At 41.4% G+C, this 19,744-nt stretch carries 17 protein-coding genes, 1 tRNA gene, 2 rRNA genes, 1 other RNA gene and 1 other annotated feature; of the genes, 4 read left to right on the top strand and 17 right to left on the bottom strand.

The window, feature by feature from the left end; translation table 11 throughout:
* Positions 1–427: 427 nt before the first annotated feature.
* The 6 genes from KSU66_RS20940 to ffs form a co-directional block, all read right to left on the bottom strand.
* Positions 428–694 carry a pro-sigmaK processing inhibitor BofA family protein gene (locus KSU66_RS20940; protein WP_269053388.1) on the bottom strand — a complete coding sequence of 89 codons (267 nt, stop codon included), beginning with the start codon at positions 692–694 and terminating at the stop codon, positions 428–430.
* 56 nt (positions 695–750) lie between these two features.
* Positions 751–963 (bottom strand): YaaL family protein, encoded by a 213-nt coding sequence (locus KSU66_RS20935; RefSeq protein WP_269053387.1) that lies wholly within the window; start codon positions 961–963, stop codon positions 751–753.
* A 12-nt stretch (positions 964–975) separates the two neighbouring features.
* Entirely contained in the window at positions 976–1,572 is a 597-nt protein-coding gene (gene recR, locus KSU66_RS20930; protein WP_269053386.1) for a recombination mediator RecR, read from the bottom strand.
* Between the two features lie 11 nt (positions 1,573–1,583).
* A complete protein-coding gene (locus KSU66_RS20925; protein WP_269053385.1) occupies positions 1,584–1,904 on the bottom strand; it encodes a YbaB/EbfC family nucleoid-associated protein in 321 nt (106 codons plus the stop codon).
* A 21-nt stretch (positions 1,905–1,925) separates the two neighbouring features.
* The gene (gene dnaX / locus KSU66_RS20920; RefSeq protein WP_269053391.1) at positions 1,926–3,686 is read right to left on the bottom strand and encodes a DNA polymerase III subunit gamma/tau; all 1,761 of its coding nucleotides are present in this window, start codon (positions 3,684–3,686) and stop codon (positions 1,926–1,928) included.
* A gap of 159 nt (positions 3,687–3,845) precedes the next feature.
* Positions 3,846–4,111: signal recognition particle sRNA large type (gene ffs, locus KSU66_RS20915), an RNA gene on the bottom strand.
* A 117-nt stretch (positions 4,112–4,228) separates the two neighbouring features.
* Between ffs and KSU66_RS20910 the strand changes: the two genes are divergently transcribed.
* Positions 4,229–4,321 (top strand) — tRNA-Ser (locus tag KSU66_RS20910).
* Positions 4,322–4,802: 481 nt separating this feature from the next.
* On the opposite strand, the gene thrB is transcribed toward KSU66_RS20910, so the two are convergent.
* From thrB to KSU66_RS20895, 3 genes are read right to left on the bottom strand one after another with little or no spacing between them, the layout of a single operon-like run.
* The gene (thrB, locus tag KSU66_RS20905; protein WP_269053384.1) at positions 4,803–5,696 is read right to left on the bottom strand and encodes a homoserine kinase; all 894 of its coding nucleotides are present in this window, start codon (positions 5,694–5,696) and stop codon (positions 4,803–4,805) included.
* Positions 5,696–6,748 (bottom strand): threonine synthase, encoded by a 1,053-nt coding sequence (gene thrC, locus KSU66_RS20900; protein WP_269053383.1) that lies wholly within the window; start codon positions 6,746–6,748, stop codon positions 5,696–5,698. Before thrC ends, thrB begins: the two co-directional genes overlap by 1 nt.
* Positions 6,748–8,043 (bottom strand): homoserine dehydrogenase, encoded by a 1,296-nt coding sequence (locus tag KSU66_RS20895; protein ID WP_269053382.1) that lies wholly within the window; start codon positions 8,041–8,043, stop codon positions 6,748–6,750. Before KSU66_RS20895 ends, thrC begins: the two co-directional genes overlap by 1 nt.
* Before the next feature lie 144 nt (positions 8,044–8,187).
* On the opposite strand from KSU66_RS20895, the gene KSU66_RS20890 reads away from it, so the two are divergent.
* On the top strand, positions 8,188–9,552 hold the full coding sequence (locus KSU66_RS20890; protein ID WP_269053381.1) for an aspartate kinase: 1,365 nt from the start codon (positions 8,188–8,190) through the stop codon (positions 9,550–9,552).
* A 77-nt stretch (positions 9,553–9,629) separates the two neighbouring features.
* Here the strand turns inward: KSU66_RS20890 and KSU66_RS20885 are convergent, their stop codons facing one another.
* Both KSU66_RS20885 and KSU66_RS20880 read right to left on the bottom strand, forming a co-directional pair.
* Positions 9,630–10,295, bottom strand: coding sequence for a deoxynucleoside kinase (locus KSU66_RS20885; RefSeq protein WP_269053380.1), 666 nt, complete (start codon positions 10,293–10,295; stop codon positions 9,630–9,632).
* Positions 10,292–10,930 (bottom strand): deoxynucleoside kinase, encoded by a 639-nt coding sequence (locus KSU66_RS20880; RefSeq protein WP_269053379.1) that lies wholly within the window; start codon positions 10,928–10,930, stop codon positions 10,292–10,294. Before KSU66_RS20880 ends, KSU66_RS20885 begins: the two co-directional genes overlap by 4 nt.
* 143 nt (positions 10,931–11,073) lie before the next feature.
* On the opposite strand from KSU66_RS20880, the gene tadA reads away from it, so the two are divergent.
* Positions 11,074–11,577 (top strand): tRNA adenosine(34) deaminase TadA, encoded by a 504-nt coding sequence (gene tadA, locus KSU66_RS20875; RefSeq protein ID WP_269053378.1) that lies wholly within the window; start codon positions 11,074–11,076, stop codon positions 11,575–11,577.
* 328 nt (positions 11,578–11,905) lie between these two features.
* Here the strand turns inward: tadA and serS are convergent, their stop codons facing one another.
* Positions 11,906–13,183: a serine--tRNA ligase gene (gene serS / locus KSU66_RS20870; protein ID WP_269053377.1), complete on the bottom strand. Its 1,278-nt coding sequence runs from the start codon at positions 13,181–13,183 to the stop codon at positions 11,906–11,908.
* A gap of 68 nt (positions 13,184–13,251) precedes the next feature.
* Positions 13,252–13,468: a binding site (T-box leader), on the bottom strand.
* Positions 13,469–13,587: 119 nt separating this feature from the next.
* On the bottom strand, positions 13,588–14,433 hold the full coding sequence (gene pdxS / locus KSU66_RS20865) for a pyridoxal 5'-phosphate synthase lyase subunit PdxS (protein WP_269053376.1): 846 nt from the start codon (positions 14,431–14,433) through the stop codon (positions 13,588–13,590).
* Positions 14,434–14,534: 101 nt separating this feature from the next.
* Between pdxS and pdxR the strand changes: the two genes are divergently transcribed.
* A complete protein-coding gene (pdxR, locus tag KSU66_RS20860) occupies positions 14,535–15,938 on the top strand; it encodes a MocR-like pyridoxine biosynthesis transcription factor PdxR (protein WP_269053390.1) in 1,404 nt (467 codons plus the stop codon).
* An 83-nt stretch (positions 15,939–16,021) separates the two neighbouring features.
* Here pdxR and KSU66_RS20855 read toward each other — a convergent pair whose 3' ends face one another.
* From KSU66_RS20855 to KSU66_RS20840, 4 genes are all read right to left on the bottom strand, one after another.
* Entirely contained in the window at positions 16,022–17,365 is a 1,344-nt protein-coding gene (locus tag KSU66_RS20855) for a serine hydrolase (protein WP_269053389.1), read from the bottom strand.
* 212 nt (positions 17,366–17,577) lie between these two features.
* Positions 17,578–19,044, bottom strand: a complete 1,467-nt coding sequence (guaB, locus tag KSU66_RS20850) for an IMP dehydrogenase (protein WP_269053375.1) — start codon at positions 19,042–19,044, stop codon at positions 17,578–17,580.
* A 382-nt stretch (positions 19,045–19,426) separates the two neighbouring features.
* Positions 19,427–19,542 (bottom strand): 5S ribosomal RNA (gene rrf, locus KSU66_RS20845).
* 84 nt (positions 19,543–19,626) lie between these two features.
* Positions 19,627–19,744: ribosomal RNA gene (locus KSU66_RS20840) — 23S ribosomal RNA — on the bottom strand; the annotation flags it as partial.

The raw sequence follows: 19,744 nt of genomic DNA, 5'->3' as shown, positions 1-19,744 counted from the left end.
AAGAAAATGAATAGCTCATTTCTTGCTAGCAAAGAGGAATTGAATTCCTCTCCTTTGTTTCTGTTCGTTCGACGGAAATCGACTTACTTAGAAACGTTTATACTCTGTCCACCGAAGTGTTCCGAGTTGTAAGCTATTTAAGTGGAAACCACTCAAACGCTTTGTTGACGTTTTGCTGTTCAGTTTTCAAGGTTCATTAAGTTAGAATTACGTCTTCGTTCCTCATTGAGAAGTCGAGGTCGTTATCCTTTTCTTATGTAAGTTGTTGCCGTAACAGCAACTCCTTTAATATAACACTTTCAATTCAGGAAGTCAACAACTATTTCGAAATACTTTTAATTGTTGTTTTCATGATTTTGCGCTCTCAAGCGACAAACATTAGAATACCACGGTATCGACTATAATGTCAACACTTTCTTATAATGTTTTACAAAAGGAATGCTAGGAAGCAAATTGAAGCAAATCCTGGAATACCTAAAACTGCAATAAGCAGGCCGGATGCTATGTTGATGGGTACGTATATACCAAAGAAGCCAGCGGCTATATTCAAAACAAATAGAAGAAGAAAAGAAAAAGCTAAACGAAACCAATAAACGGATAAATGTTCCATAACTTTTCGAACTTGCTTTTTATTCACTAGCAATAATAGAAGGAGAATGAAACCGACAATTAGAATGACAAGAACTGACTTCACAGGAAACGCCCCTTTTCAGAAGAATGTTTCATTCTATGCGACCCTGTGAATAGATATCAGTTTCTTCCTAGTTGCCTTGCCTTTGCCTCTTTAAATAAATAGAAGTGTTTGCTTTCAGCAATTTTTCGACGAACGATTATTTCTTGGTCGTAATCATTAAGGTGCTTTTCAATTGCCTTTGTTTGTTCCCATTCTTTTTTCGTTTCCATCATTAATGAAAGGAGACGTTCATCAAACTCTTCTTTCAGCTTTTTATTTTTACGAAACATAGTCCTTGCCCCCTAGAGTTCTCGTCGACCTTCAATCGCTTTTGATAAGGTAACTTCATCCGCGTATTCCAGATCTCCGCCAACCGGGAGCCCATGGGCGATTCTCGTCGTCATAATACCTGAAGGTTTCACTAACCTAGAAATGTACATCGCGGTTGCTTCACCTTCAATTGTTGGGTTTGTAGCCAAAATAAGCTCTTCGACTTCCTCATTTTGAAGACGCGTCAATAATGAAGGAACGTTAATGTCTTCAGGTCCAATCCCGTCCATCGGTGAGATTGCACCGTGCAGAACATGATACAAGCCCTTGTAATCCCTCATTTTCTCCATGGCGATTACGTCTTTAGGATCTTGAACAACACATATTATTGTCATATCACGTGACTGATCTTGGCATATATGACAAGGATCAATATCCGTAATGTGCCCGCAAACTGAACAAAAGCGAAGATTCCGTTTCGCATCTACAAGTGCTTTCGCAAAATCTAAAACGGTATCTTCTTTCATGCCTAATACAAAAAATGCCAGTCGGCCCGCTGTTTTCGGACCGATTCCTGGCAACTTCATAAAGCTATCAATTAGTTTTGATATTGGCTCTGGGTAATGCATAGTACTTCCTCCTAGAACATTCCTGGAAGGTTCAATCCTTTCGTGAATTGTCCCATCGTGGAGTTCGTTAATTCTTCTGCTTTTTTCATCGCTTCATTGGTAGCAATAATTACAAGGTCTTGTAGAATTTCAACGTCTTCAGCGTCAACTACTGATGGATCGATAATTACATCGACAACTTCTTTATCTCCTGAAACAATTACCTTCACCATACCGCCACCTGCCGAACCTTCAAGACGCTCTTCACCTAATTTTTCTTGTGCTTCAGCCATTTGTTTTTGCATTTTCTGCATTTGTTTCATCATACCTTGCATATTTCCTGCACCACGCATGTTTGTTTCCTCCTTTTATTTTCAATCATCGTATACTTTTATGAATTCCTTGCCGAAAATCTTTTCCGCCTCGTTAACAAGGGGGTCTGCATTTTCTTGTTCGGCTTCTTCAACAAATGAATGTGTTTCTTCTCCGCCATCTTCATTGGATAACTCCGGCGGCTCCGATTGCTTTGGTGAAAGTTTATTATTACGAATAAATTCTTCTCTTACTTTCAACCAACCTTCTTCAGGCACATAAATTACTTCATATGCCTTGCCTGTTCGGGAAAGAAGCGCTTCTGAAAGACCAGTACGAAGCGACGCATTTTCAGAAGCCATCAGACAATGGATTTCATATTTGAATTTTAACACAAAAGCGTTCTCTGATGCAGCGACAGGTTCCGTTTCTTCCAAAAGGGCAGAGTGTGACTTTTGCATTGTCTGCATCATTCCAGCCCATTCTTCTCGAATCGTTTGAATATCGCGCTTTGTCGCTTCTTTCAATACGCCGTTGATCTTCCCAGATGGAACCCTAAACGATTGGGCAGATTTAGATGCGTTCTTTCTTGGCTGAGAAGAACTTGGTGCAGCTGATTGTGTAGCAACGCCAGACGCGATCTGTTGCTGCAATGCTTCAACAACTCGTTCTAAATTCACTACTTTGTTCGCAAGTTCTGGATCTATTGCTTGGTTCCCCGCAACTTGGGCAGAACTGTTCTCAATGCTAACCATTTTCAATAGTGCGGACTCTATATACACTTTGGCATGATTAGAAAAACGCATTTCTTGTTGCGATTTCGCCAGGATGTCGATAAATGAATAAAGGATGTCCGGATCAAATCCGTTTGCCATTTCTTCAAATCGATCGTCACCCGACACGAGTTCAAGAAGATTCTTCAAGTCCGGGGCTGTACGTAGTAATAGAAGATCCCTGAAAAAAGTTATCAAGTCTTCCGCTAGCCTAGATACGTCCTTTCCTTCCGATATCAATTGGTTCAGAAGGAATAACGCGGCCCCCGCATCCTTGTTTTGTAAAGCTTCTGCAAGCCGGTAAAAGATATCTTCCCCAATAGACCCCGTTACAAGAAGTGCATCTTCAATCGTCAATCTGTCCCCACTGAAAGAAACGACCTGATCGAGCATACTCAACGCATCACGCATTCCGCCCGAGGCCGCTTGCGCAATTACTTTAAGCGCACCTTCGTCCGACTCAATCCCCGCATCAGCAAGAATTGTTTTCATTCGCTCTATAATATCGAATGGCGTGATCGGTTTAAAATCAAAACGCTGACATCTTGAAATGATTGTTAAAGGGAGCTTATGTGGTTCCGTTGTCGCCAAAATGAAAACAACGTGAGATGGGGGTTCCTCTAGCGTTTTCAAAAGAGCATTAAAGGCAGAATTTGATAACATATGAACTTCATCAATTATATATACTTTAAAACGAGAATTTGAAGGGGCAAATCGTACTTTTTCAATAATATCCCGCATTTCTTCGACACGGGAATTCGATGCCGCGTCAAATTCAATTACATCCGTATCCGAACCATCGGTAATACTTAAACATGTCGGACATTCGTTACACGGTTCTTTTGAAGGACCATTTTCACAATTCAACGCTTTCGCAAAAACCTTTGCAGCACTCGTCTTCCCTGTCCCCCTTGGACCTGAGAACAAGTACGCATGTGTCGTCTTATTATGTAGGAGGGCATTTTGCAGCGTTTGTTTCACATGTTGCTGACCGGACATTTCAGCAAAAGACTGTGGCCGATACACACGATAAAAAGCTTGATACACCAACACTTCCCACTCCTTTTGACGCAATGCATTAATGTTTCTATTATAGCACAATTAATCGTTTATATCCTTTTTAGCAATGGTTGAAATACAAGTTGCCAAAAAATCGGGCAATAAAAAACTCGTCCGTAAATATGGACGAGTTGAATCGTATATGTAATGCCGTGCACCTTCCTCTGACAGCCACACATAAGCGTTACTCCTGTCGCCAGCTCAGTCTAGGCGACCCTACGGCACATGAGAATTCCCACTTAATGCTGCTTCCTTCCGGACCTGACATAGTTCATAGGCTCCCATTGCGCAGGACCCAAACGTCAACACTACGTGCAAAAGGCAGACCCTACATGTGGACAGCCTCGGGAAGGGATTCAGTCTTGCTAGAGCGGATTGCAAGTTACAGGGCTCCGCTACCCCCCCACCTAGCACGGCATTTATAAGTATACATATTATTAGGTTAAAAATCAATCCAAAAAGAAAAATATTCTTTTTTCGCCAAAACTATTGACTCTTAATCGTATACATGTTAAATTATTAATTGTTGCTACGGAGGTATACCCAAGCCTGGCTGAAGGGATCGGTCTTGAAAACCGACAGGGGAGTCAAATCCCGCGGGGGTTCGAATCCCTCTACCTCCTCCATTTTTAATTTAATTATAAACTTTCCAAGACGACCTTATCGGTCGTCTTTTTTATTGTTATTCAAAATAAAAAGCAGCAGGCCCTATATATATAGGTCTGCCGCTTTTTTGTTAAAATAAAAGATCCTGCTAAAAACGCTAGGTGTCGCATTTTCTAGTTCAACCTATACGGGTCGATTTCATAACTCCCTATTTTAACTTAAAATACAAATGATAATGGGATTTCAAGTTTTATTGTTCATTAATTATTGTTCATTAATTATAGAAGGCGTTTCGTTGATTGGAGCGGAGGGCGGCGACTCCAGTCGGAACAGCAGTGAGAGAGGAAGTTCACTCTCTCTTGGCTGAAAGCCCCGCAGGAACGCAGTGACGAGGAGATTGAAGCCGTGCCCACGGAAAGCGTCCGCCCGAAGCGAAAATCAACTTTGTTCGTATTTCAAGACTAAATCTTCCATTATGAAATTAACTCATTTAGTTATAACTCATTTCACCCTCGTGCCTAATTCATCGGGGCGAACGGCAATGCATTCATAATAAGTAAATTGTTCCGCCAACTTTTCGGCAACTTCTTGTTCTGTTCCTAGTTTCACCGCAACGAATAAAGACGGCCCCGCCCCGCTAATTGTCATTCCAAAAGCGCCAAGTTCCCGACACACTGAACGAATTGCGTCAAAGTCTAGAAATAACTGCTTCCGGTACGGCTCATGAAAGACATCCTTTTCCATCATTCGACCAGCCGTTTCCCAATCATCTTGGGCGATTGCGGCCGAAAGAACACTACTTGCCGAACTACTACGAGTAGCTTCCGAATGCCCAAGTTGCTCCGGGAGAAGTCCTCTTGATTCTTCCGTTAGCAAGCCCTTAGGTGGAACAAGAATAACAGCCCCCATTTTTGGTTTAGGAATATGAACGACATCGATTTCCTTACCGTCAAAATAGGAGATGGTCACACCGCCAAGTAATGCGGCTGAAACATTATCGGCGTGCCCTTCAAACTCACTACCAAGAAGTACTTTTTTCTTCTCTGAAAGATTCAACCCAAGAAGACTGTTCGCAATTTCAATGCCCGCTGCAATTGCCGCCGCACTGCTTCCGAGTCCTTTGCCTAGCGGAATATCTGATTGAACGACAAGTTTTGAGATCGGCGCTTCACATTCGTGCAACTCTGCAATCGTAGTAATCGTCGCTACAATTAAATTATCGACACCTTTAGCTAATCCTTCAAACCCATCATGTTCATAGATAACGTCCCAAGCTTCAGCCGGTGATACATCTACCGTCATATAAAGGTCTAACGCAAGCCCTATACTATCGAAGCCCGGACCAAGATTTGCCGTCGATGCAGGAATAACGACAGAAAAACTAGATCTTGCCATCACGCTTTCAACTCGCTTAAAAATGCGTCAAATTGTTCTTGGGACATCAAAGGTTTTTCTTTATTCACTTCAATCGCTGTATCAGGGTCTTTCAATCCATTGCCCGTTAGAATCGCAACGACAGTCGAACCTTTTTTCAAAGATCCATTTTCAACTTGCTTTTTAATACCTGCAATAGAAGCACATGAACCAGGTTCCGCAAAAATTCCTTCTGAAACAGCGATTAAACTATATGCTTCTAGTATTTCTTCATCAGTAACAGAAAGAATTGTACCTTCAGATTCAGTAAGCGCGTTAGTTGCTAATTCCCAACTGGCAGGATTCCCAATCCGAATCGCCGTCGCAACCGTTTCAGGATTTTCAAATACACGATTATAAACAATCGGTGCAGCCCCGTCAGCCTGTACGCCTAGAAGAGTAGGTAAAGCAGTCCCTTTCTTATCGGCGTATTCTTTAAATCCTTTCCAAGCCGCCGAGATATTGCCCGCGTTCCCAACTGGAAGTGCGAAAATATCCGGTACTTTTCCAAGTTGCTCAATCGTTTCAAATGCGATTGTTTTTTGACCTTCTAAACGGTACGGGTTCACCGAGTTCACAAGCGCAACGTCGCCTTCTCCAGCCGCGCGTACCATATCAAGCGCTACATCAAAGTTTCCTTCGATTTCAACGATTTCTGCTCCATACATTTTCGCTTGCGCAAGTTTACCAAGCGCAATTCGACCTTCTGGAATGACAACGATTGTCCGCATACCTGCACGAGCACCGTATGCTGCCGCCGATGCGGATGTATTACCTGTCGATGCACAAATAAGCACCTTTTTTCCTTCTTCTTTCGCTTTTGCAACTGCCATAACCATTCCGCGGTCTTTGAATGAACCCGTTGGATTCGTTCCCTCTGTTTTTACATACAGGTCGATTCCCCAATCTTTAGACAAGTTCTCCATATGGATAAGCGGTGTGTTTCCTTCTTGCAATGTTAACATCGGTGTATTTTCTGTAACCGGCAACCATTCTTTATACTCCTCGATTAAACCATTCCATCTTGTGGCCATTATTCTTCCCCCTCAATCCGGTAATGACTTGAGACGCCGATTACCTCTGGTGTACCATTCAATTCATTTACAATATCGAGATGCTGTTGACGTGAAATTTCATGTGTGATGAAAACCAAGTCTGCACCCGCTTCTTTTTCATCTAAATGTTGGACGACTGTCGCCAAACTTGCACCGTGTTGGCTATATATAGAAGTCAATTTCGTTAACACACCAACTTCATCTTTCACTATAATTCGGTGGAAATAACGCGAAAACTTATTGCTGTCATTTTTTACTTTGCGCTCAAACTGTGGCGCATGAAGTCGCTTACCGTTTACGCCAAGAAGTAGATTACGACACGCTGCAACAACGTCTCCCGTTACTGATGTTGCAGTCGGCAGTGAACCAGCACCGGGTCCATAAAACATCGTCTCCCCAACCGCATCGCCGTAAATATAAACCGCGTTGAATTCATTATTCACAGACGAAAGTGGGTGTGAATTCGGGAAAAATACTGGCTCTACAGCTACTTCAACACCGTCTTCATCTTTTTTAGCAGATCCAGCTAACTTAATCGTATAGCCAAACCTTTCCGCTAGTTCCAAGTCACCGTCGCGAATTTCTTTCATTCCTCTGACAAATACATCTTCTAAACGAACATTCGTAGAAAACGCAAGCGAAGCTAAAATAACCATTTTACGTGCTGCATCGATTCCATCGACATCTGCGGATGGGTCTGCTTCTGCAAAACCAAGTTCAGTTGCTTCCGCTAATGCATCTTCGTAAGACATGTTCTCATGTTTCATTTTTGTTAAAATAAAGTTCGTCGTCCCGTTCACAATACCTGTCAAAGCAGTAATTCGGTCAGATGCGAGACCGTCTTCTAATGTACGGATTAGTGGAATTCCCCCACCAACACTTGCCTCATAAAACAAATCACATTTATTTTCATCTGCCAGCTTCAATAACTCCAGTCCGTATTCCGCCATGACATCTTTGTTTGCTGTTACAACGCCTTTTCCAGCACGGAGTGAACGTTCAATCGCATCTTTTGCTTCATATGTACCGCCCATCACTTCTACAATTAAATCAATGGACTCATCTTCAAGTACTTCATTCAAATCCGTAGTAAAAGCTTCAATTCCGACTGCCGTATCTCTTTTCTTATTTAAATTTTTCACAAGAACTTTTTTAATTGTGACAGGTGTACCAAGTTTATGACGCAAGTCTTCTTGGTGATTTTGCAAAATTTTAGCTACACCACTGCCCACAACACCAAAACCTAATAAACCAATATTAATTTCAGTTTTCAATTGACGATTCCCCCTACTATATGTACACTATAAAAATACAATTGTTCTACACATAAACACATTATAGTGAAGTTTCTGAACAATAACAAGTCCATTTTTCAACATTCAATTATTATACTATTAAGAGAATAGGATCTGATTTAAATGAAAGTATGTAAATTCGGAGGAACATCTGTCGCATCTGCTGAACAAATCAAAAAAGTCGCTGCTATTGTAGCGTCTGACCCTTCAAGAAAAGTTGTCGTCGTTTCAGCACCCGGAAAACGTTTTTCTGAAGATGAAAAAGTAACGGATCTTCTTATTCTTCTTGCTAAGGCGGCCCTTAGCGGAAATGATACAGAGAAGGAATTGGGCGACGTAGTCAATCGATATGAACAAATTACTTCAGGACTGGGCCTTTCAAACACAATTATTGACGTGATCTTTACTGATTTACGTGAGCGCCTGTCCGCAGACAGCAGTGATTCAAGCTTATTCATGGATTCTATAAAAGCTGCGGGCGAAGATAATAATGCGAAACTAATCGCGGAGTATTTTACAAGTATCGGTATGCCAGCGAAATATATATCTCCTAATGATGCAGGGTTAATCGTTAACGATCGACCGGAACGTGTACGTGCGCTAACAAAAGGATATGAAAAATTGGCGGAGCTACGCAACGAATCCGAAATTATCGTTTTCCCTGGTTTCTTTGGATACACGGAAGACGGAACGTTACGTACGTTTAATCGAGGTGGATCAGATATTACCGGTTCGATAGTGGCGGCTGCGGTTGGCGCTGAACTGTACGAGAACTTCACTGATGTCGACTCAGTCTTTGCAGCAAACCCTACAATCGTCGACGAGCCAATGGCGATTTCAGAACTGACATACCGTGAAATGCGTGAGCTTGCTTACGCCGGGTTCTCTGTCTTCCATGATGAAGCATTGATGCCTGCATTTCTTAAATCAGTACCGGTCTGTGTAAAAAACACAAACAATCCCGACGCTCCGGGAACTCTTATTGTAAAAGAGCGCGATCATTCTAAACAACCCATCATTGGGATAGCGGCGGATAGCGGGTTTTCTACTTTGTTTGTCTATAAATACTTAATGAACCAGGAAGTTGGTTTTGGGCGTCGCCTTCTAGAAATATTGGAAGATGAAGGAATCCCATTTGAACATACCCCTTCTGGAATCGATAACTTATCCGTTATTATTCGAAGTGAGTTTTTGAATACTGAAAAGAAAGAACGAATTATTCAACGCGTGCAAGATGAATTAAATGTAGACGATGTTCACTTACGCGATACAGATTACTCTATGATTGTCCTTGTTGGTGAAGGAATGCGGCATACAACTGGGCTCGCTGCACGAGCTGCTTCTGCAATTTCTCGTACAGGTGCCAATATCGAAATGATTAATCAAGGATCTTCTGAGGTAAGTCTTGTGTTTGGTGTCGATAAAAAAGATGAAAATAAAATACTAAGATCGCTTTATGAAGAGTTCTTTTCCAAAGTAGTAATTTAAAACGAGCATGCCACCCAAAATTGGATGGCACGCTCGTTTTTTTATATTCAAATTGAAGTGGATGCTTTCTACTTATATTATTTTAATAAAGTCCTCTGTTCCAAAGACTGACCAATTCGTTCGATAATCGACTCGATTTCTTCTGGATTACCCATCAAGTCGTATTCATTAATATCCAATCGAAGGACGGGACATGCGTCGAATGATTCAATCCATTTCTCGTAGCGATTGTACATCTCTTCCCAATACGTAATTGGCGTTTGTTGCTCCATCGGACGACCACGTTCTTGTACGCGAGCAATAATACCATCCAATGGACCTTCTAAATATATAAGTAAATTAGGATGTGGGAAATAAGGCGTCATTACCATTGCTTCAAACAAATCCGTGTATGTATTATAATCCACGGGGTCCATCGTTCCTTCTTCCATATGCATCTTGGCAAAGATACCCGTATCTTCATAAATGGAACGGTCTTGAATAAATCCGCCGCCACTTTCGAAAATCCGTTTCTGCTCCTTAAACCGTTCAGCAAGAAAATAGATTTGCAGATGAAAACTCCATTTTTTAAAATCATCATAAAAACGATCTAAGTAAGGATTCTCATCGACATTTTCAAATGATGTATTGAAACCTAATGCATTGGCAAGCGCATTGGTCATTGTTGACTTACCAACACCGACTGTTCCTGCAATTGTAATGACCGCATCTTGGGGGATTCCGTATTTTTCACGTAAGTTCATTTCAAAGTAACTCCTTTTCGTATCGTTCGATCGACTTCGTTTAAAATGTATTGCAAGTCCTTATCGTTTTGAACAAAGTCTAAGTCATCGCCATTGAAATGGAGGACTGGAATTTCCGGATGCGCCTTCTCAAACTGTTCGATAAATGTATGATAGTCCTCAGTAAGTTGAACTAAATAGGCAGGGTCCATATTCTTTTCGAATTCACGGCCACGAAGAGCGATCCGTTCCATAAGCGTTTCTTGGCTTGCATGCAAATAAACGATGATGTTTGGAACCGGCATGTCTTTCGTCAATATATTGTAAATTGCTTTATACTTTTCATATTCTGCCTCATCAAGTGTACGTTTCGCAAAAATAAGATTTTTAAACACATGATAATCGGCAACAACTGGTTTACCTTCAATCGTAACTTCCTTCTTGATATCGCTTAGTTGTTTGTAGCGATTACATAGAAAAAACATTTCCGTTTGAAAGCTCCACTCTTCTATATTGTCGTAAAACTTATTTAAAAATGGATTTTCATCAACAATTTCTTTCAATAAATAAAATTTTTGTGCTTCTGCTATGGCTTTGGAAAGTGATGTTTTTCCAACGCCAATCGGACCTTCGACCGTTATGAACGGAATAGGCATTAGAAAGCCCCTTTCATCTTGTAGTTACGTAGCGCTCTTTATTTTATCATAGAGCACCCGATTTTTGTTTAAGAAAGTAAATGTTGCTATTTTTTCCACGTGGAACAATTGAAATGCTACACTATTGCAAAGGAGCGATGAAAATGGATTTCTATGAAAAAGATCAAGCATTTATGCGACTGGCAATTGACGAGGCGATGAAAGCATCCGCACTTGGGGAAGTCCCAATTGGAGCGGTTATCGTTCAAAATGGTAAAGTAATCGCAAAAGCACATAATTTAAGGGAAACGACACAAAATGCAGTCACCCATGCAGAACTTTCAGCTATACAAGATGCGTGTCATGAGACGGGAAGTTGGCGTTTGGAAAATACTACACTTTACGTAACACTTGAACCATGTCCAATGTGTGCCGGTGCCATTTTACAATCCCGTATCCCGCGGGTCGTCTATGGTGCACGCGATCCAAAAGGCGGCTGTGTCCATTCACTTTATCGATTATTGAATGATCCACGCTTTAACCATGAGTGCGAAGTAACTGAAGACGTTCTCGGGGATGAATGTGGTGAAATACTAACCTCATTTTTCAGGGCGATTCGAGAACGGAAAAAAAGATTAAAAAAAGAGGCTGTGCCAAAAGTCGAATGACTTTAAGCACAAGCCTTTTTTACTTAAATATTTAAATAAGATATTCACTAAAAAGAAAATCGTTGAACCGGCTCCCTTTCCGCGGGCATTGCCTCAGCCTCCTCGCTACGCTGCGGGGTCTTCGGCTAATGCTATTCCCGCTGGAGTGTCGCCTTATTCAACGATTTTCGGGTGTGCTGAAATAAGGTGTTCTTATTTAAACACGAATCCAGCGAAGGCGACTACCCGGTTAGCCGAAGCAACGAGACAGACAACGCCTTTCCCTCTGGCTCATTGCGGGAGGCATCCCCTAGCGCCGAGCGTTGTTAGTAGGATTCTTTAGTTAAACTTAAATAGTTATTCTCTCTTTTCCACCCATATATGGACGAAGGACTTCTGGAATAACGACTGAGCCATCTTCTTGTTGGTAATTTTCAAGAATTGCTGCAACTGTGCGACCAACCGCAAGACCACTACCGTTCAATGTATGCAGATACTCTAGTTTCCCACCCGCTTCACGACGGAAACGGATTTGTGCACGACGTGCTTGGAAATCCTCAAAGTTCGAACATGAAGAAATTTCACGGTATGCATCTTGAGTAGGAATCCACACTTCAAGATCGTATTTTTTCGAAGCTGTAAATCCAAGATCCGCCGTACACATCTTCAATACACGGTATGGAAGGTTTAATAATTGCAATACCTTTTCCGCATGACCTGTTAACTTTTCAAGCTCATCATACGAGTCTTCCGGTTTAACGAAACGAACAAGCTCAACTTTGTTAAACTGGTGTTGGCGAATTAGTCCGCGTGTATCACGTCCAGCAGAACCCGCCTCTGAGCGGAAGTTCGTGCTGTAAGCTGCGTAAGCAACCGGAAGTTGTGCACCGTCTAATATTTCATCACGGTGAAAATTCGTTACGGGTACTTCAGAGGTCGGGATAAGGAAATAATCTTCTTCTTCAATCAAAAATGCATCTTCTTCAAACTTCGGAAGCTGTCCCGTTCCTGTTAGGCTTGTACGATTTACCATATACGGTGGCAACATTTCTTCATAGCCATGCTCATCAATATGAAGATCTAGCATAAAGTTAATAAGTGCACGCTCTAAACGTGCACCAAGACCGCGATAAAAGACAAAACGACTGCCCGTTACTTTTGCCGCACGTTCAAAATCAAGAATATTTAAGTCTGTACCTAAATCCCAATGTGGTTTTGCTTCAAAACTAAATTCAGGTTTGTCACCCCATGTACGGATTTCAACGTTATCGTCCTCGCTGTCGCCAATGGGAACGCTGTCATGAGGAATATTTGGAATACGCATCATAATATAATTTAATTTCTCTTCGACCTGATGAAGTTCTTCATCAAGTTGTTTGATTTCATCTCCAACTTCACGCATCCGAGAAATAACATCGTCTGCATTTTCCTTGTTACGTTTCATTACCGCAACTTTCTGAGATGCTTCATTTCGTTCTGCTTTTAGTAGTTCAACTTTAGAAATCAATTCTCTTCTTTTTTCATCGAGACCACCGAAGTTATCAAGTTCTGAAAGGTCTTCGCCACGTTTTGTAAGTTTTGTTTTTATTTCATCAAAGTTTGCACGAAAGTTTCTAATATCAAGCATTGGCAATTCCTCCTTTAATTTTAGACGATATTAAATAGTAGACAAGAAAAAAAGCCCTCGTTCCCTATATAAGGGACGAGAGCTACCCGCGTTGCCACCCAAATTGACTGGACAACCCCGTCCAATCCACTTTAATTGAAATAACGGTCCAATAACCGGCACAGGCCTACTCATATTCAGCCTAGCTACTCAGGGACGGATTCGCAAATGTCTTTATCGGTTTTCACCACCCACCGACTCTCTAAAAAAAACAGACTTGCTACTACTTCCCATCATCGTCATCAACTATTTAAATTATATCCATTTTACTATATAGTCAATCTTTTGGCAAGTTGTACGACAATTAAAAACAGCTTGTTCGATGCTAATTGCGCGGCATCGAACAAGCTGTTTTCGTGTTTCAATTATAAACTGCGATTCGCCATAAGCTCCCCAGATGCTAATGTCGACATTTCTATACCTTTCATCGGCGTACCAATATCTTTTGACAATTGACCAATGAGCTCGTAGTCTTGGTAGTTTTCTGTTGCTTGAACGATTGCACGTGCAAATTTCTCAGGATTATCTGATTTAAAGATACCTGATCCAACAAAGACACCGTCTGCTCCAAGTTCCATCATAAGCGCCGCGTCAGCAGGTGTTGCTACACCGCCAGCTGCATAGTTTGTCACTGGAAGACGTCCAGTCTTTTTGATTGCGAGAAGGACTTCATACGGTGCACCCCAAATACGTGCTTCTGTCATTAACTCATCTTCGTTCATATTGACAACTTTTCGTACTTGCGCATTCACCATGCGAAGGTGACGCACCGCTTCAACGATATTCCCCGTTCCCGGTTCACCTTTCGTACGAAGCATCTTCGCTCCCTCGCCAAGCCTTCTAGCTGCTTCACCTAGATCACGTGCACCGCAAACGAATGGAATTCTATAATCGTTTTTTAGTAAATGGAACTCATCATCCGCAGGTGTTAGTACTTCACTTTCATCGATAAAGTCAACGCCCATTGCTTCTAATATGCGCGCTTCAGAAATATGGCCAATTCGAACTTTCGCCATAACTGGTACGGACACCGCACGTTGTACTTCTTCCACGATACGTGGATCTGCCATACGTGCAACGCCACCAGCCGCTCGTATATCCGATGGAACACGTTCAAGTGCCATTACCGCTACCGCACCTGCCGCCTCCGCTATTTTTGCTTGCTCTGCATTGATAACATCCATAATAACGCCGCCGTATTTAATATTCATTTTTTCTTCCCCCTTGTCTTACTTTTCAGTATAATGGAGTATGACCTTATTAAAATACCCAGTACTGATGAATTTGGAGGGGTCAGACGGAGTTGATTGAAGTGGAAATGTTAGTATTAAAATTAGAAAAAGATATAGACATGCCTTTGTATGAACAAATTTATGAAAAGATTCGTGTGGATATTACAGACGGAAAGCTACCCGTTGGGATGAAGTTGCCATCCAAACGAAAGCTTGGTGAGTTTTTAGATGTAAGCCAAACAACGATTGAACTTGCATATGGGCAACTTATTGCAGAAGGTTTCATTTCATCCATTCCGCGAAAAGGGTTTTACGTACAGGCGATAGAAGAACTTGCATACGTTCGCCCGATAAAAAATACGAAAATGGCAACAATTGAAGAACAAGATTCCATTGACTTTGACTTTTCCCCGGGTCATATCGACACCGATTCTTTTCCGTTTACCCAATGGAGAAAATACGCAAAAGAAGTGATTGATGAATCGTCAAAAAATCTTCTCCTTCTTGGTGATCCGCACGGTGATATCGAACTTCGACAAGAAATTGCACGCTATTTGTATCATTCACGTGGTGTAGATTGTACACCCGAGCAAATCATTGTCGGATCCGGAACTGAACAACTTATGCCGCTAGTCATTCGGATTTTAGGGACTGGGGCAACTTATGCTATTGAGGACCCTGGTTATCCACTTACGCACCACGTTTTCTTTCATAATAACCGAGAGGCAATTCCGATTCATGTCGATGACGAAGGAATAGACGTACAGTCACTCCAACAGTCAGATGCAACAATTGCATACGTTACCCCTTCCCACCAGTTCCCCACCGGTACAGTCCTCTCTGCGGCACGCAGGACGGCGTTATTGAACTGGGCTTCATCACAGGAGGAACACTTCATCATTGAAGACGATTATGATAGTGAATTCCGTTATGCTGGACGTCCAATTCCTTCTCTGCAAGGGATGGACAAAGGAGACAGTGTCATTTATTTAAGCACATTTTCAAAATCACTTATGCCATCCTTACGCATTGCGTATATGGTATTGCCTAACGTACTTCTCGAACGATATAAAGACGCTTTCATCCATTACGCTTCAACCGTTCCAAGACTCGATCAGCACATACTTGCGCGCTTTATGGCGGATGGGCACTTTTCACGTCATTTAAACAAGATGAGAAAAATCTATAAACGGAAACTACAAACGTTAACAGAAACACTTATTCCCTATGCACCGCATGTTTCATTTTCTGGTGATGAAGCTGGCATGCATATTATTGTCACTGTCCATACTGGGGAAAGTGAACAAATGCTTACGACAGCAGCCGAGAAAGTCGGCATTCGTTTATATGGACTTAATAGTTACAGAACAACCCCCATCCTCGGAGAACCATCTTTTCTAATCGGTTTCGGCGGGCTCTCCGTGCACTCAATAACAGACGCCATAAACAATCTTATGCGCGCATGGGGTATAAGAAAAACATAAGCACCCGGTCGGACCTAAAAAACGCCAAAAACCTGGACAATAAAAAAAGGCGGTGGATCTAGTTAAGATCCACCGCCTCATACTTATTTGAATAACCCTTTAACGAAATCAATTGAACTTGTCCAAACGCCCGAGAAGAAATCACCGATTGCACGCATCGTCAATGAAAACCAACCTGCTTTTTCAACAGCAACCGTTGTAACAACGTCTGTTGTTCCTTGATTGGAATCGATAAATCCGTAATCTGTTCCTTCAGACTTAACTAGTTTCGCTTGACCAACGACCGCACCTTTTTTGATAGGTGCTTGCAGTGTATCTTTCGTTAGCTTTTTCTCGTCAATTATTAACTCAGGTTTATACAAATCTTTTTCACTCGTTTTAACCATCATACGCATCGGTTCTTTCACTGCGATTGCCACGGAACCTTTTTTACCTTTACTCACGTCAAGGCTTTTTTGATCCTTAAATTCATATCCCGCCGGAACAAATTCTTCAACTGAAAATTGGCTAAATCCGTAATCAAATAATGCGCGTGTTGCGTCAAATCTCGCTTTATATGAGCCTTTACCTTTTGCATCGACTGCTTTCATAACAACTGCAATCACTCTTTTTCCATCGCGCTTTGCAGTCCCTGTGAAGCTATGTCCTGCAAATTCTGTCGTCCCTGTTTTAAGACCGTCAACGCCCTCATATTCATAGACAAAACCAGGAAGCATAAAGTTCCAGTTATCCATTTTAATTTGATCTGGAGTACCTTCACGGAAAAGTTTTGTATTTATACTTGTCGTATCAAGAACTTCCGGATAATCTTTTAGTAAATGATATGCAAGCTTAGCAACTGACTTTGCCGGCATAACGTTCTCGTCTTGGGGACCTGTACCTTGTGGATGCATTCCTTGAAGATGGTTGTTATTCAAACCCGTCGTGTTGACGAATTTATAATCCGTTAAGCCAAGTTCTTCAGCTTTTGCATTCATGAGTTTTAAAAACTCGGTTTCGGTACCTGCAATTGTTTCGGCAATAGCAATCGTTGAAGCGTTCGCAGAATAAATTGCAAGAGACTCATACAATTCAAGAATTGTATATGTACCATCTCTACGAAGTGGAACGTTACTTAGACTTCTGTCTTGTGAAATAGCATATGTATAGTCATTCACTTTGTATTCTTGGTCCCAAGTAATCTTACCTGCTTCAATCGATTCGAAAAGAATATACTCTGTCATCATTTTCGTCATACTTGCAATGCCTAGTGGTGTATCCGCATTTTCTTCGTATAGTATTTTTCCGCTATCCGCGTCAATTAGAATTGCCCCATCAACATGGATGCCTAATCTTTCATCAGCGAGCGCTGGAACTGTTCCAACTGTCATAATCAATAAAAGTGGTATAACAACTAGTGCTATATACTTTTTAAATTTAATTTTCATCTTCACCGTACAACCTCCGTTATTGCTATTTCCTTTAATCATTTTACCATAAATCCAATGCGCCATGGGAATCAAAGATTACCAACTTTATTCAGCATAAAGTTCTGCTTCCATCGTAAGAAAATACTTGCCAAGTCAAGGTAAAAAAGCACCTTCCCGCTCCATATATAGACGCAGGAAAGGTGCTAAAGTTCCTTTATTCTTTAACCAAATTATGAAATTGAGTAGTTTGGCGCTTCTTTTGTAATTTGAACTTGGTGTGGGTGGCTTTCACGTAATCCCGCACCTGTCATACGGACGAATTGAGCTTTTTCACGCAGGTCGTGAAGATCTTTCGTACCACAGTATCCCATACCCGCACGTATTCCACCAATCAGTTGATGAATTGTATCTGAAAGCGGCCCTTTGTATGGAAGTCGGCCTTCGATTCCTTCTGGTACAAGTTTTTTAGCTTCATCTTGGAAATAACGATCCCTTGAGCCACGTTCCATTGCCCCGATTGAACCCATACCACGATATACTTTGAATCGACGTCCTTGGAAAATTTCTGTTTCCCCTGGGCTTTCTGTCGTACCTGCAAGAAGGCTGCCGAGCATAACGACATGTCCACCAGACGCAAGTGCTTTAACGATATCACCAGAATATTTAATTCCACCATCAGCAATCATTGTTTTTCCTTGTTTACGTGCTTCACTAGCACATTCATAAATAGCTGTAATTTGTGGAACCCCAACGCCCGCTACGACACGCGTAGTACATATTGAACCGGGACCAATTCCAACTTTAACAACGTCAGCACCAGCTTCATAAAGCGCACGTGCACCTTCAGCTGTCGCTATGTTACCAGCGATAATATCTAAGTCCGGATATTCTTTTCTAATTTGTGCTACTGTATCAAGAACACCTTTCGAGTGACCATGTGCAGTATCAATAACAACCACATCTACCTCTGCATTTACAAGTTTTTCAACACGAACCATAGTATCTGAAGTAACTCCTACTGCGGCTCCTACAAGTAGTCGACCGTGCTTGTCTTTTGCCGCATTCGGGAACTCAATCACTTTCTCGATATCCTTAATTGTAATAAGGCCTTTCAAGATTCCTTCATCATCGACGATAGGAAGTTTTTCAATTTTATATTGTTGCAAAATCTTTTCTGCGTCCGCAAGCGTCGTACCTACTGGAGCCGTCACAAGATTTTCTTTCGTCATCACGTCTTCAATAAGAAGTGAATAGTCTTGGATAAAGCGCATATCACGGTTTGTAATAATACCTACTAATTTTAATTCTTCTTCATTATTAATAATTGGAACACCTGAAATACGGTATCTTCCCATAAGATGCTCGGCATCGAAAACCTGATGTTCCGGCGTTAGGTAAAATGGATTTGTAATAACTCCGTTTTCTGAACGCTTTACTGTTATAACTTGTTCAGCCTGTTCTTCAATACTCATATTCTTATGAATGACCCCAAGGCCACCTTGCCTTGCCATAGCAATCGCCATCTTAGACTCGGTTACCGTATCCATACCAGCACTGATCACAGGTATGCTTAATTTAATCTTCTCCGTCAAATCAACTGCTAAAGATACGTCCTTAGGAAGTACCTCGGATGGTCCGGGTATTAGTAACACGTCATCGAATGTTAATCCTTCACGTGCAAATTTTGATTCCCACATCTATTTTTGCCCCCTAGATTCATTTGAATATTATTAAGATAGTATCAGCGTGCATTCAAGCTGTCAAGGAACTCTATATTAATGTATATATTCTTACTATTCACTGAACAAGTTCTTCAATCATTTTAGAGGATAATCATACCGTTGAAAATGTTTTCTCCTAATAATCATTCATCAATTGGACTTAGTTATTCCATTTTTCATAGATAAAACATGAATTACTTCCATTAATAAGAACGTCGCTTCAATTAGCTTAGTTCTTACTTTAGGCTAAAGTTAATGAAATTACAAGAATTCCTAATTATATGAAGCAAACAGACTTAGAATTTTAGATCCATATAACAAAAAAGTCATTACCATAAAGGTAATGACTTTTTAAAACGCCTGGCAACGTCCTACTCTTGCAGGGGGATACCCCCAACTACCATTGGCGCTGAAGAGCTTAACTACCGTGTTCGGTATGGGAACGGGTGTGACCTCTTCGCTATCGCCACCAGACTCTTTGAGCTTGTTCGCTCAAAACTGGATAAAACAGACATTAGTGTATTAAAATTTGTAACCAACTAGACCTTTTTAATTGTAGTGGTTAAGTCCTCGATCAATTAGTATCCGTCAGCTACGTACGTCGCCGCACTTACACCCCGGACCTATCAACCTCATCTTCTTTGAGGGATCTTACTTACTTGCGTAATGGGAAATC

The organism is Sporosarcina sp. G11-34 (genome assembly GCF_026931025.1).
This window is presented reverse-complemented; position numbering and strand designations above follow the sequence as displayed.